Genomic DNA, 12,826 nt, shown 5'->3' with positions numbered 1-12,826 from the left:
AAGGGGGCCGGGCGGGACCCGGCGGCAGGCTGAAGGGGGACCCGACCATGGGATGGCGTGCGAAGACCCTGCTGCTGCCGCTGCTGGCCGCCCTCCTCTGCTGGGGGCCGCCGGCCGGGGCGGCGGGGGTGCTGCACCGGGGCAACGGGGCCGATCCGGAGACGCTCGACCCCCACGCCGCCACCGGGTTCCCCGAGGCGCACCTGTTCTACGATCTGTATGAGGGGCTGGTCGCCCGCGGGCCGGACGGCCGCTACGGTCCCGGCCTCGCGGAACGGTGGGAGGAGTCCGAGGACGGGCGGACGGTCACCTTCCACCTGCGTCCCGACGGACGCTGGTCCGACGGCAGCCCGATCACGGCCGACGACGTGGTCTGGTCCTTCCGCCGGCTGGTCGATCCCGCGTCGGGCACCCACAACGCCCAGTATCTGTGGGTGATCGAGAACGCCAAGGACTTCTACGAAGGCCGGCTGACCGACCCGGACCGGGTCGGCATCCGGGCGCTCGATCCCCTGACGGTGGAGTTCCGGCTGGCGCGGCGGACGCCCTACTTCGTCTCCATGCTCAGCTTCCCGTTCCTGGTGCCGCTGCCGAAGGAGAAGGTGGAGGCGCTGGGGCGGGAGTTCTTCCGCGCCGGCACCCTCGTCTCCTCCGGCGGCTACCGGCTGGTGGAGCAGGTGCCGCAGGGCCATGTCCGGCTGGAGCGCAACCCCTACCACCGCGACGCCGCGGCGACCGCCATCGACACGGTCTATTTCTACCCGACGGAGAACCAGGAGACGGAGCTGAAGCGCTACCGGGCGGGGGAACTGGACGTCACCTTCACCCTGCCGCCGGGGCAGGTGCCCTGGGCGCGGGTGAACCTGCCGCAGGACCTGCGGACGACGCCGCTGTTCGGCACCTACTACTACTCCGTCAACCTGACCCACGAGCCCTGGAAGTCCAGCCCCGGCCTGCGCCGCGCCCTGGCCATGACGGTGGACCGCGACGTCATCGTGGAGAAGATCACCCGGGCGGGGGAGGTGCCGTCCGTCTCCTACGTGCCGCCGGGGGCGGCCGGCTACGACCCGCAGGTGCCCGACTGGGCCGGCTGGCCGATGCAGCGCCGGGTGGCGGAGGCGCAGCGCCTGCTGGCCGAGGCCGGCTATCCCGGCGGCAAGGGGCCGGACGGCCGCCCGCTCTCGGTCGAGCTGATGTTCAACACGGCGGAGAACCACCGCCGCATCGCCGTGGCCCTGGCCGGCATGTGGCAGCAGCGCCTGGGCATCCAGGCCACCCTGACGAACCAGGAATGGAAGGTCTTCCTGGCTTCGCGCCGGACCAAGGCGTACCGGGATCTGGCCCGCAATTCCTATGTCGGGGCCTATGCCGATCCCAACGTCTTCCTGGAGTTCCTGCGCGCCGATGTCGGCCCGGAGAACGCCTCGGCCTACGCCAACCCCGCCTTCGACGCCCTGCTGGACGCGGCCGGGGAGGCGCGCGACCCCGAGCGGCGCCGCGCCCTGCTGGCCGAGGCGGAGCGGCTGGTCCTGACCGACCAGCCCGTGATCCCGGTCTTCACCTATGCCGACGCTCGGCTGGTGAGCCCGCGGGTGACGGGCTGGATCGACAACCCCCTGAACGCGCATCCGACCCGTTTTCTCGCCCTCAGGCCGTGACGGCCGGCGCCTGAAAACGGGATGGTTACATGCGCAGTCTGGACTCTGCCGCCCCGAGTCCGCACATAGGAGCCAACGCCCGCAAAAGCGGGCAGGGGCATAGACGAACGCGGGAGACGACATGCGTGACTTCCTTCGCCGCGCCGGGCTGGCGCTGACCCTGGTCCTGGCCGGGGCCCTGGGGCAGCCGGCCGCCGCCGAGGTGGTGCTGAACCGGGGCAACGGTCCGGAGCCCAGCTCCATGGACCCCCAGCTCGGCACCACGGTGACCGAGGGTCGGATCATGTACGACCTGTTCGAGGGGCTGTTCACCATCGGCATCAACGGCGAGCCGGTGCCGGCGGTGGCGGACTCCTGGGAGATCAGCCCCGACGGGCTGGTCTATACCTTCCGCCTGCGGCGGGACGCGAAATGGTCGGACGGCACGCCGGTGACGGCGGAGGACTTCGCCTTCTCCTGGCGGCGCCTGCTCGATCCGGCGCTGGCCTCGCAGTACGCCTACTTTCTCTGGCCGGTGAAGAACGCCGAGGCCATCAACAAGGGCGAGATGCCGGGCGAGGCCCTGGGGGTGGAGGCGGTGGACCCGTACACCTTCCGCGTCACGCTGGAGCGGCCGACGGGCTACTTCCTCGCCTCCCTGATGCACCGCATCACGCATCCGGTGCAGAAGGCGAACGTGGAGCGTGACGGCAAGTCCTTCATGCAGCCCGGCAAGCTGGTGTCGAACGGCGCCTACCAGCTCGTGGACTACAAGCCGCAGAGCTATGTGAAGGTGGTGAAGAACCCGCACTACCACGATGCCGACCAGGTGAAGATCGACACCGTCTATTTCCACCACTCCGACAGCCAGGACACCGAGCTGCGGCGCTTCCGCGCCGGCGAACTGGATGCCGTGATGCAGATCCCCTACACCCAGGTGGACTGGGTACGCCAGAACATGCCGGAGGTGGAGACGTTCTATCCCGTCTTCTCCATCTGGTATCTGGGCTTCAACATGACGAAGGAGCCCTGGGCCTCGAACGCGAAGCTGCGCGAGGCGCTCTACCTCGCCATCGACCGCGAGGCGCTGGTCGAGCGCATCACCCGGGCGGGCGAGCAGGCCAGCTACAGCTTCGTGCCGGCCGGCACCTCCGGCTACCGGCCGCCGCTGCCGGAGGCGGCCGCCCTGACCCAGGCGCAGCGCGACGAGCGCGCCCGCCGGCTGCTGAAGGAGGCCGGCTACGGCCCCGGCGGCAAGCCGCTGCCGGAACTGGAGATCCTGCACGCCACCAGCGAAAGCTCCCGCCGGGTGATGGTCGCCGTCGCCGGCATGTGGAAGCAGAAGCTGAACGTGGACACGCGGCTGAATAACCAGGAATTCAAGGTCCAGCTCCAGACCGCGGCCGACAAGAACTATGTCGGGCTGACGCATCTCGGCTGGATCGGCGACTATCCGGACGCCTATACCTTCCTCAAGCTGATGCGCAGCGACATCGGTCGGATGAACCGCACGGGCTATGCCAGCGCCGATTTCGACCGGCTGCTGGACGAGGCGAACCTGATCCTCGACCCGGAGCGCCGCGCCGCCCGGATGGCCGAGGCGGAGGCCGTGCTGCTGGCCGACCTGCCGGTCATCCCGCTGTTCACCGGCAGCTACCGCACCGTCGTCAGCCCGAAGGTCCAGGGCTGGACCCCGAACCCGATGGGCTTCCAGCTCACCCGCTATCTTTCCATCAAGCCGTAGGACCCGTCCGGGCGGCCGCAGCGCCGCCCGCCGGCTCCGCCGTCCGCACGCGACAAGAACAGGGAGACCAGTCGAGATGGATCAGCGCCTCAGCCGCCGTTCGGTACTTGCAGGCATCGCCGGGGGCACCGCCGCTTCCGGTGTTGCCCTGATGGCGGGGGTCGTGCCCCGCTTCGCCATCGCCCAGACCGCCGGCGGCAAGGTGATGTACCGCGGCAACGGCTCCGAGCCGGAGACGCTGGACCCGCACAAATCCTCCGGCGTGCCGGAGAGCTTCATCCAGTTCGACCTGTTCGACGGGCTGCTGATCCCCGACGGCAAGGGCGGGCTCGTTCCCGGCGCGGCCGAACGCTGGGAGATGAGCGAGGACGGCACCGTCTACACCTTCCACCTGCGCCGGAACGCCAGGTGGTCGGACGGCACGCCGGTGACGGCGGAGGACTGGGTGTTCTCCTGGAAGCGCCTGCTCGACCCGCGCACCGCGGCCAAGTACGCCTATTATCTCTGGCCGGTGCTGAACGCCGAGGACGCCTCGCTCGGGCGCAAGCCGATGGACAGCGTGGGGCTGGCGGCCCCCGACGCCTACACCTTCCAGGTCACGCTGCGCGGGCCGACGCCCTACTTCCTCAAGATGCTGCACCACCACGCCGCCTATGCGCTGAGCAAGGCGAACCTGGAGCGGCACGGCGACACCTTCATCCGGCCCGGCAACCTCGTCTCCAACGGCGCCTACATGCTGGTCGAGGCGGTGCCGCAGAGCCACGTCAAGCTGGTGAAGAATCCGCACTACTGGGACGCGGAGAATGTCCGGATCGACACGGTCATGTTCCTGCCGACCGAGAACCTGGACGCCGAGCTGCGCCGCTTCCGCTCGGGCGAGCTGGATTTCACCTATGAGGTGCCGCTGACCCAGACGGACTGGGTGAAGGCGAACCTGCCCGACGAATACCGGGAGACGCCCTATTTCGGCACCTACTTCTTCGCGCCCAACATGACGAAGGAGCCGTGGAAGTCGAACCGCGACCTGCGCATGGCGCTCAATCTCGCCATCGACCGGGCCAGCATCTGCGAGAAGATCACCCGGCAGGGCGAGCAGCCGGCCTATGCCTTCACCCCGCCGGGGGTGGAGGGCTATCCGCTGCCGCTGCCCGACCATGCGGCCTGGACCCAGGAACAGCGCGACGCCAAGGCGCGCGAGCTGATGCAGAAGGCGGGTTACGGCAAGGGCGGCAAGCCGCTGGACCTGGAGGTGCTCTACAACACCTCCGAGAACCACCGGAAGGTCGCCATCGCCGTGGCCTCCATGTGGCAGCAGAAGCTGGGGATCAAGGTCACGCTCAACAACCAGGAATGGAAGGTCTTCCTGGACAGCCGCGACGAGAAGAAGTTCAAGGACGTCACCCGCCACGGCTGGATCGGCGACTTCGTCGATCCCAACACCTTCCTGGAGCTGCTGCGCTCCGACATCGGCAAGCAGAACCCGTCGGGCTACGCCAACCCGGAGTACGACCGCCTGATGATGGAGGCCAACCGGACGCAGGACCCGGAGAAGCGCGCCGCCCTGATGCGCCAGGCCGAGGCCATCGTGCTGGAGGATGCCGCGGTCTTCCCGCTCTACACCTATGCGGCCCAGCACATGGTGGCCAAGCGGGTGCTGAACTGGGGCGACGACCTGCTGGACAACCACCCGACCCGCTGGCTCGACCTCAAGGCCTGATCCGGCCGGCCCCGCGTCCCGAGACCCGGAGCGCGGGGCCTCCGCCAATTCACATGCAGTCAGTCCCGTCGGACGATGCCGGCACGCCGCTCCTGGATCGCGCGGACCACGATATCGCGCATCCGGTTGACCATCCGGGTGGGTAGATAGCCATAATGGAAGCGATTCCTGTCGCCGGCTATCGGCCGCATGTCGGGGGACGGCCAGACATCGATATTGACTTCGGTCAGGATGACCCAGGATCGCGTCGCTGGCAGGCCGAGATGGTTCAGGACTGCCTGGGGGATTTCGACCGACGGAACGCCCTCGCCCGGCTGCCGGGAGGTGATCGGCACGATGGCGACCCGTTGATCGCCCTCGGCGCCGATCACTGAAAGGACGATGCAGGCCGGGCGCTGCTTGCGCCCCGTATCCGCCCCTTGTTCGGCCTGCCGTTTCCAGATGTACTCGTATGAGAAGACGAGACCGGGGCGGGCAGCCGGAAGGCTCATCGCGTCAGCCGTCCAGAAGCCCGTCGAGAGCGTCCTGATCCGGATGGGCGAAGGGCTTCCGCAGCTCCGTCAGGAAGTCTTCCGGCATGTCCTCGACAGCGAGGACCAGACGCTCGCGGCGCTTCAGGCGGGCATATTCCTGGGCGGAGAGCAGGACGAGCGAACCCGTGTGGCCCGTGATCGTGACCGGGTGTTTCAACGCCTCCTCAAGGATGCGTCCAGGATCGGCGGCAAGGTCCCGGGTCGTAACGTCCATCGGCGTTTCCTCCCTCTGCCCTGGTGCAATTCTATGGCATCGGGCCTGCGCCCCGGCAAGGCGTGACCGTCCCCCTTATGGACAAAGGCTGCCCCGCCCCCTAGCGTCGGGGGCGGGACCGGCTCGGGACAGGGGGAGGGGACGGCATGCGGCCTGCGGGACGCCTGATGTGGCTGATGCGGCTGGCGGTGGCGGCGCTGCTGGGGTTCGGGAGCATCGCTCCGGCCGCGGCGGAGATGGTGCTGCACCGGGGCAACGGCACCGAGCCGGAGACGCTGGACCCGCAGCGCCTGCGCGGGGAGGCGGCCGGCTGGATCGCCATGGACCTGTTCGAGGGGCTGCTGACGGTCGATGCCAAGGGGCACCCGATCCCCGGTCTGGCCGAGAGCTGGACGGTCAGCGACGACGGGCTGGTCTACACCTTCATCCTGCGCCAGGACGCCAGATGGTCCGACGGCAGCCCGGTGACGGCGGAGGACTTCGCCTTTTCCTGGCGGCGGCTGCTGGACCCGGACACCCTGTCCGACTACGCCTATTTCCTCTGGCCGGTGAAGAACGGCCGCGCCATCAATCTGGGCCAGATGCCGCCGTCCGCGCTGGGGGTGGAGGCGGTGGACGACCGCACCTTCCGCGTCACGCTGGAGGAACCGGCCACCTGGTTCGTCTCCTCGCTGCAACACACCTCGACCAGCGCCATCTCCAAGGCCAGCTACGAGCGCCATGGCGAGGATTTCATCAAGCCCGGCATCCTGGTGTCCAGCGGCGCCTACCGGCTGGCCGAGGCGGTGCCGCAGGGGCATGTCAAGCTGGTGCGCAACCCGCATTTCCACGCCGCCGACACGGTGGCCGTCGATACCGTCTACTTCTACCCGACGGAGAACCGGGAGACGGAGCTGCGCCGCTTCCGCGCCGGCGAGCTGGACCTGACCTACGACGTGCCGGACTCGCAGCTCGACTGGCTGAAGGCCAACATGGCGGACGAGCTGCACATCGCGCCCTATCTCGGCAACTACTTCTACGCCTTCAACCTGACCCGCCAGCCCTGGGCCTCCAACCGCGACCTGCGCAAGGCCCTGGTGCTGGCGGTGGACCGCACGGCGCTGGCGACCCTGCTGACCAAGGGCGGGGAGGAACCGGCCTTCACCTTCGTGCCGCCGCGGACCGCGGGCTACACCGCACCGCAGCCCGACTATGCCGGCTGGACCCAGGCCGAGCGCGATGCCGAGGCGCAGCGGCTGGTCGCCGCCGCCGGCTACGGCAAGGGCGGCAAGCCGCTGGAGGTGGAGATCCTCTTCAACACCTCCGAGAACCACCGCAAGATCGCCATCGCCATCGCCGCCATGTGGCAGCGGAAGCTGGGGGCGACGGTCGTGCTGACGAACCAGGAATGGAAGGTCTTCATCGACAGCCGCAACAACCGCACCTTCCGCGACGTGGCCCGGCACGGCTGGGTCGCGGACTTCGACGACGCGGTGACCTTCCTGAAGCTGTTCCGCTCCGACATCGGCCGGCAGAACCCGTCCGGCTATGCCAACCCGGCCTTCGACCGGCTGATGGACGCGGCGGGGCGGGAACGCGATCCGGAGACGCGGCAGGACCTGATGCGGCAGGCCGAAGCCCTGCTGCTGGATGACCTGCCGATCGTCCCGATCTTCTACCACGCCACCCAGAACATGGTGAGCCGGCGGGTCAGGGGCTGGGAGGACAACCTCCGCAACCTGCATCTGACCCGCTATCTGCGGGTGGAGTAGGGGGCGGCAGCCGCAGTTCCCGCGTCGTCCCGATGGCGCGCAGGAACTCCGCGTCGTGGCTGACGACCAGCAGGGCGCCGTCATAGCCGCGCAGGGCCTGTTCCAGGGCGTCCAGGCTGTCCAGGTCCAGATGGTTCGTGGGCTCGTCCAGCAGCAGGAAGCGCGGCGGATGACGGGCGGTGAGTACCGCGGCCAGCGCCGCCCGCAGCCGCTGTCCGCCGGAGAGTTCCTCCACCATCGCCAGGGCGGCATCGTTCCGGAACTGGAACGTGGCCAGGGCGGCCCGTGCCTCGTGCTCCGTCAGGTCCGGGTTCAGGCGGCGGAACGCCTGCAACACGGTCTCCCCGCTGCGCAGGTCCCCCAGCCGCTGGTCCAGCAGGGCGATGTCCGGCACGCCCCGCTGCACCGTTCCCCCCAGCGGGGCCAGCCGGCCGGCGGCCACGGCCAGCAGCGTGCTCTTGCCGGCGCCGTTGGGGCCGGTCAGCGCCACCCGCTCCGGCCCCGTCAGGGTCAGCGACACGTCCCGCAGCACCGGCCGGCCGGCCCAGCCGGCGCACACCCTCTCCAGCCGCAGCACCAGCTTGCCCGCCGGCAGGCCGGTGGGGGGAAGACTGAGCGCCAGCGTCCGGCGGCGCTCCAGATCCGCCCGGGCGGCGTCCAGCGCCTCCGCCGTGTCGGCCGCCTGACGGTCGGCCAGACGCTGGCGGCGGCTGCGGCTGGCGTCGGCGTCCCGGCGCATCTTCGCCAGTTCCATCGGCGCCTGGGAACCGTCCGCCCGGGCCTTCCCGGTCCGGGCGCGACGGGCGGCGCGCTCCCGCGCCTCCTGGGCCGCGCGGGCGGTCCGCCCCGCCTCCTTCTCCGCATCGGACAGGCGCCGCTCGGCCGCCGCGACCTCCGCCGCCTTGGCCGCCCGGTAGGCGGCGTGATTGCCGCCATAGCTGCGCAGACCCAGGGACGACAGCTCCAGGATGCGGTCCATCAGTGCCAGCAGCGCCCGGTCATGGCTGACCACCAGAAGCCCGCCCGTCCAGCCGCGCACCAGATCGTAGAGCGCCGAGCGGCCGTCGGCGTCCAGGTCGTTGCTGGGTTCGTCCAGGAGCAGCAGGTCCGGCGCTTCCAGCCCGACCCGGGCCAGCCGGACCCGTGTCGCCTGCCCGCCGCTCAGGCTGCCGAGGCGACGTCCCGTCTCCAGGCCGGGCACCCCGGCGCGGGCCAGCGCCTCCCGCATCCGGGCGGGCAGGTCCCAGCCGTCCGTGCCGAGCGTCTCGAAGTCGGCCGGGTCCGTTCCGCCGGCCTCGATCCGGGACAGGGCGGCCAGCCGCCCGGCGACGCCCAGCGCCTCGGCCACGGTGGCGTCGGGATCGGACCGCTGGGCCAGGTACAGCAACCGGCCATGCCGGCCGATGCCGCCGGCCGTGGGCCGCAGCTCGCCCCGCAGCAGGCGCAGCAGCGTGCTCTTGCCCGTTCCGTTGGCGCCGACGAGCCCGACGCGCTCCGCACCGATGCTGAGGGAGAGGTCGCTGAAAAGGGGGGGGCCGGGGGAGAAGGCGAAATCGACATGTTCCGCCACGAGGCGGGCGGCCGCAGGGCCGAGGGCAGGCATGGACAGGCTCCATCCGGGATCGCGGGAAGGCGGTCAGCGGAAGAGAGCGTGATCCATGGCGTGCGGGCTCCAGCGGAAAGGCGGGCGGATTGAATTACATCCGAGTTCGGATGTAAAGCGGAAAGCAGGCCCGGGATGCGGAAACGCCCGCCGGGGTGTGTCCCGGCGGGCGTTCAGAACGTCCGGTCGCGGAAGGAGCGGGGAGGGATCAGCCCTCGCTGCCGGTGTCCTTCTTGGCGATGCCGTGGCCGGTGGTGCGCTCGGCGATACGGGCGGACTTGCCGGTGCGGCCGCGCAGGTAATAGAGCTTGGCGCGACGGACATCGCCCTTGCGGATCAGCTCGATGGAGTCGATGCGCGGGCTGTACAGCGGGAACACGCGCTCCACGCCTTCGCCGTAGGAGATCTTGCGGACGGTGAAGGAGCTGTTCAGGCCGGCGTTCTTGCGGGCGATCACGACGCCCTCATAGGCCTGCACGCGCTCACGGGTGCCTTCGACGACCTTCACGTTCACGCGGACGGTGTCGCCCGGGGAGAAGGTCGGAATGGTCTTGCCGGCGGTGAGCTTGGCGACCTGCTCCTGCTCAAGCTGCTGGAGGATGTTCATCGCACTTATCCTTCGATGCTGTCGGCGCCACGCTCCTGGTGGTCGGCGACATTGGTTGGCTGTGCCGCTTCCCGTTTCCGGTGTCGGCGTTGTTTCACCTTTGGGGCCGGTCGGCTGTCCAGGTAGCTGGACCACAGGTCGGGGCGTCGCTCCGCCGTGATCCTCTCCGCCTGGTCCAGCCGCCAGGCCCGGACCTTCTCATGGTGACCGGAGAGCAGAACCTCCGGCACCGCACGGCCCTTCCAGAGAGCGGGCCGCGTATAGTGCGGGTACTCCAGGAGTCCCCGCTCGAAGCTCTCTTCCCCCGCCGTCTCGACGTTGCCCATGACCCCCGGCAGCAGCCGGACCACGGCATCGATCAGGCAGAGCGCCGCCGGCTCGCCGCCGGACAGCACGAAATCCCCCAGGGAGACCTCCTCCAGGGAATGTTCCTCCAGGACGCGCTCGTCCACCCCCTCGTAGCGGCCGCACAGCAAGGTGACCCAGGGAGCGCGGGCAAGATCCCGCACCAGGTCCTGGGTCAGCACACGGCCGCGTGGGCTGAGGTAGATCGACCGGCCCCGTTCCTCCGGGCCCCGTTCCAACGGATCCCGTTCCTCCGGACCCGGCTCGCCCTGCTCCCCGGCCGTCCCCTCGGCGGGGGGGCCGGACAGCGAGCGGAGGCGCCGCTCCCGGATGTCGGTCAGGGCCGCGTCCAGAACGTCGGGCCGCATGACCATGCCGGGCCCGCCGCCGAACGGGGTGTCGTCCACGGAGCGATGCTTATCGCGCGCGAAGGCGCGGATGTCCACCGTTTCCAGCGACCAGATGCCGTTTTCCAGCGCCTTTCCTGCGAGGCTGTGGCCCAGCGGCCCGGGGAACATCTCCGGGAACAGGGTCAGCACGGTCACCCGCCAGGGCGCCGTCGGGGCGGCCGGGGACGGCGGGTCGGTGGTCACGGCTGCGGCGCCGTCCTGTCGGCCGTCTCTGTGTCCTCCGGCGTCTCCAGGGCCACCTCCTCCAGGGCGCCCTCGGGCATCTCCTCGCCTTCGGCGGGCTGCGGCCCGGCGGGCGCGAAGAAGTTGGCCGGCGGTTCGACCACGACGCGGCCGGCCGCCACCTCCACCACGGGCACGCAGGCCTTGGTGAAGGGCAGGAAGACCGTCTTCTCGGAGACGTGCCGGATCTCCAGCATGTCGCCGGCGCCGAAGTCGTAGATCGCCTTGATGGTGCCGAAGGGCTGGCCGTCGGCGGTCACGGTGTCCAGGCCGATCAGGTCGGCATGGTAGAACTCGTCCTCGTCCTCCGGCGCGGGCAGCCGGTCGCGCTCAATGTAGAGGCGGGTGCCGCGCAGGGCGTCGGCGGCCTCCTTGCCGGTGATGCCGTCCACTTCCGCCAGGAAGTGGTCCTTGCCGGTGCCGGTGCGGCGCAGCTTGAACTCCCGCCGGCCGGACTCGTCCGTCAACGGGGCATAGCCGAACACGGCCGTCTCGTCCGCGGTGAAGCTCTTCAGCTTCACCCGGCCGTGGACGCCATGGGCGCCGAGGATCTGGGCGACGACGATGCGGGTGGTCATGGATCAGAATTCCGTCTGGGCACGGCACGGCCCCGGCCGGCGGGGAGGGGAGGGCGGCCTGTGCCGCTCTCCCCCGGTCCCACGTCCCGCCGGGCCGTCGGCCCGGAAAGGGTCGGCTGGATCAGCCGGCGGCCTTCGCGCGCTCCTGGGCCTTCGCCTTCGGCGCGGACTTCTTCGGGGTCTCCCGCAGGGCCGGCATCGGGATCAGGTTCGCCTTGCCCAGGAAGCGGGCGACGCGGTCGGTCGGCTGGGCACCCTTGGCCAGCCACTCCTTGATCCGGTCTTCCTGGAGCACCACGCGCTCCGGATGGTCGTGCGGGACCATCGGGTTGTAGGTGCCGACCTTCTCGATGAAGTCGCCGTCGCGCGGGGCGCGGCTGTTGGCGATGACGATGGAGTAGAACGGGCGCTTCTTGGCGCCGCCGCGGGACAGGCGGATCTTGACGGACATGGGACTCAGTTTCCTTCAGAGGCAGGTTCCGGACGATGACAAACCGCTTCGATCCTGTGTCCGTCCGGGTCGAACACAAAGGCGGCGTAATAGGACGGGTGGTAATGCAGACGCAGGCCGGGCCCGCCGTTGTCGCGCCCGTCGGCGGCCAGGGCCGCGGCGTGGAAGGCGTCGACCGCGGCGCGGTCCGGGGCTGCGAAGGCCAGGTGGAAGCCGGGCAGCGGACCGACGCAGCCGCCGAAGTCCGACGGCCGGCCGATCCAGAACCAGGGCTTGCCCGCCTGGCCGTACCCCACACCCTGGGGGGATTCCATCTGCCGCCGGAAGCCGAGCGCGGCGAGCACCGGATCGTAGAACCGGATCGCGCGCTCCAGGTCGGCGACGGGGATCGAGACATGGTCGAGCATGGTCGGCGTCCCCCTCACGCCATCACCCGGCTCTGGCGCCATTCGGCAGCCAGCAGGCCGTAGATCAGGGTGTCGTGGTAGCGGTCACCGATCAGGAAATCCTCGCGCCGGATGCCCTCGCGGCAGAAGCCCAGCCGTTCCAGCAGGCGGGCCGAGCGGTCGTTGCGGGGATCAAGGTTCGCCTCGATCCGGTGCATGTCCCACTCCTCGAAGGCGTAGCGCAGGGTCGCCGCCACCGCCTCCGTGGCGAGGCCGCGGCCGCGCGCCTCCGGCGCCAGGATGTAGCCCAGCCAGACCAGCCGGCCGTCGGCCCCGTAGAGCGAGGTCCAGCCCAGGCAGCGGCGCCCGTCCAGCGTGACCGCCCACATGCGCGAGCCGCCGTCGTCGCGCGCCAGCATGCCGTCCAGCATGGTGCGCGTCTCCTCCGGGGTGCGGTGGGGCAGGCAGGACCAGAAGCGCATACTCTCCCCGTCGCTGAAGACCGGGAACAGGTCTTCGGCGTCCTCCACCGTCAGCGGGCGGAGCACCAGCCGGTCCGTCCCGATGGGACGGTGCGCAGGGCCTTGCGGCGCGGCCGGGGCGGGGAGGGGGGCGCAGTCCATGGGGA

General features: G+C 70.2%; 13 protein-coding genes. 4 read left to right on the top strand and 9 right to left on the bottom strand.

Features of this window, described 5'->3' with window-relative positions:
* Window positions 1-47 precede the first annotated feature (47 nt).
* The 3 genes from ACFQPS_RS10940 to ACFQPS_RS10930 all read left to right on the top strand — a co-directional run bounded on the left by ACFQPS_RS10940 (window position 48) and on the right by ACFQPS_RS10930 (window position 5,098).
* Window positions 48-1,658 carry a peptide ABC transporter substrate-binding protein gene (locus ACFQPS_RS10940; protein ID WP_377358912.1) on the top strand — a complete coding sequence of 537 codons (1,611 nt, stop codon included), beginning with the start codon at window positions 48-50 and terminating at the stop codon, window positions 1,656-1,658.
* A 121-nt stretch (window positions 1,659-1,779) separates the two neighbouring features.
* Window positions 1,780-3,381, top strand: coding sequence for a peptide ABC transporter substrate-binding protein (locus ACFQPS_RS10935; RefSeq protein WP_377358911.1), 1,602 nt, complete (start codon window positions 1,780-1,782; stop codon window positions 3,379-3,381).
* A gap of 76 nt (window positions 3,382-3,457) precedes the next feature.
* Window positions 3,458-5,098: a peptide ABC transporter substrate-binding protein gene (locus tag ACFQPS_RS10930; protein WP_377358909.1), complete on the top strand. Its 1,641-nt coding sequence runs from the start codon at window positions 3,458-3,460 to the stop codon at window positions 5,096-5,098.
* A gap of 59 nt (window positions 5,099-5,157) precedes the next feature.
* Here the strand turns inward: ACFQPS_RS10930 and ACFQPS_RS10925 are convergent, their stop codons facing one another.
* Complete coding sequence (locus tag ACFQPS_RS10925; RefSeq protein WP_377358908.1) at window positions 5,158-5,589, bottom strand: hypothetical protein; 432 nt, start codon at window positions 5,587-5,589, stop codon at window positions 5,158-5,160.
* A gap of 4 nt (window positions 5,590-5,593) precedes the next feature.
* The gene (locus ACFQPS_RS10920; protein WP_377358907.1) at window positions 5,594-5,845 is read right to left on the bottom strand and encodes a hypothetical protein; all 252 of its coding nucleotides are present in this window, start codon (window positions 5,843-5,845) and stop codon (window positions 5,594-5,596) included.
* A 146-nt stretch (window positions 5,846-5,991) separates the two neighbouring features.
* Between ACFQPS_RS10920 and ACFQPS_RS10915 the strand changes: the two genes are divergently transcribed.
* Window positions 5,992-7,596: a peptide ABC transporter substrate-binding protein gene (locus tag ACFQPS_RS10915; RefSeq protein ID WP_377358906.1), complete on the top strand. Its 1,605-nt coding sequence runs from the start codon at window positions 5,992-5,994 to the stop codon at window positions 7,594-7,596.
* Here the strand turns inward: ACFQPS_RS10915 and ACFQPS_RS10910 are convergent.
* From ACFQPS_RS10910 to ACFQPS_RS10880, 7 genes are all read right to left on the bottom strand, one after another.
* Window positions 7,535-9,199 (bottom strand): ABC-F family ATP-binding cassette domain-containing protein, encoded by a 1,665-nt coding sequence (locus ACFQPS_RS10910; protein ID WP_377358905.1) that lies wholly within the window; start codon window positions 9,197-9,199, stop codon window positions 7,535-7,537. The two genes, ACFQPS_RS10915 and ACFQPS_RS10910, sit on opposite strands and share 62 nt — an antisense overlap.
* Window positions 9,200-9,407: 208 nt before the next feature.
* Window positions 9,408-9,806: a 50S ribosomal protein L19 gene (rplS, locus tag ACFQPS_RS10905; RefSeq protein WP_377358903.1), complete on the bottom strand. Its 399-nt coding sequence runs from the start codon at window positions 9,804-9,806 to the stop codon at window positions 9,408-9,410.
* Window positions 9,807-9,811: 5 nt separating this feature from the next.
* On the bottom strand, window positions 9,812-10,669 hold the full coding sequence (trmD, locus tag ACFQPS_RS10900) for a tRNA (guanosine(37)-N1)-methyltransferase TrmD (protein ID WP_377359576.1): 858 nt from the start codon (window positions 10,667-10,669) through the stop codon (window positions 9,812-9,814).
* 71 nt (window positions 10,670-10,740) lie between these two features.
* The gene (rimM, locus tag ACFQPS_RS10895) at window positions 10,741-11,361 is read right to left on the bottom strand and encodes a ribosome maturation factor RimM (RefSeq protein ID WP_377358901.1); all 621 of its coding nucleotides are present in this window, start codon (window positions 11,359-11,361) and stop codon (window positions 10,741-10,743) included.
* 121 nt (window positions 11,362-11,482) lie between these two features.
* Complete coding sequence (gene rpsP, locus ACFQPS_RS10890; protein ID WP_377358898.1) at window positions 11,483-11,812, bottom strand: 30S ribosomal protein S16; 330 nt, start codon at window positions 11,810-11,812, stop codon at window positions 11,483-11,485.
* Window positions 11,813-11,817: 5 nt separating this feature from the next.
* Window positions 11,818-12,219, bottom strand: a complete 402-nt coding sequence (locus tag ACFQPS_RS10885) for a VOC family protein (protein WP_377358896.1) — start codon at window positions 12,217-12,219, stop codon at window positions 11,818-11,820.
* Between the two features lie 14 nt (window positions 12,220-12,233).
* On the bottom strand, window positions 12,234-12,746 hold the full coding sequence (locus ACFQPS_RS10880) for a GNAT family N-acetyltransferase (RefSeq protein WP_377358894.1): 513 nt from the start codon (window positions 12,744-12,746) through the stop codon (window positions 12,234-12,236).
* Between the last annotated feature and the right edge of the window lie 80 nt (window positions 12,747-12,826).

It is taken from the genome of Rhodocista pekingensis, assembly GCF_042665545.1.
Taxonomy (GTDB): Bacteria; Pseudomonadota; Alphaproteobacteria; order Azospirillales; family Azospirillaceae; genus Rhodocista; species Rhodocista pekingensis.
This window is presented reverse-complemented; position numbering and strand designations above follow the sequence as displayed.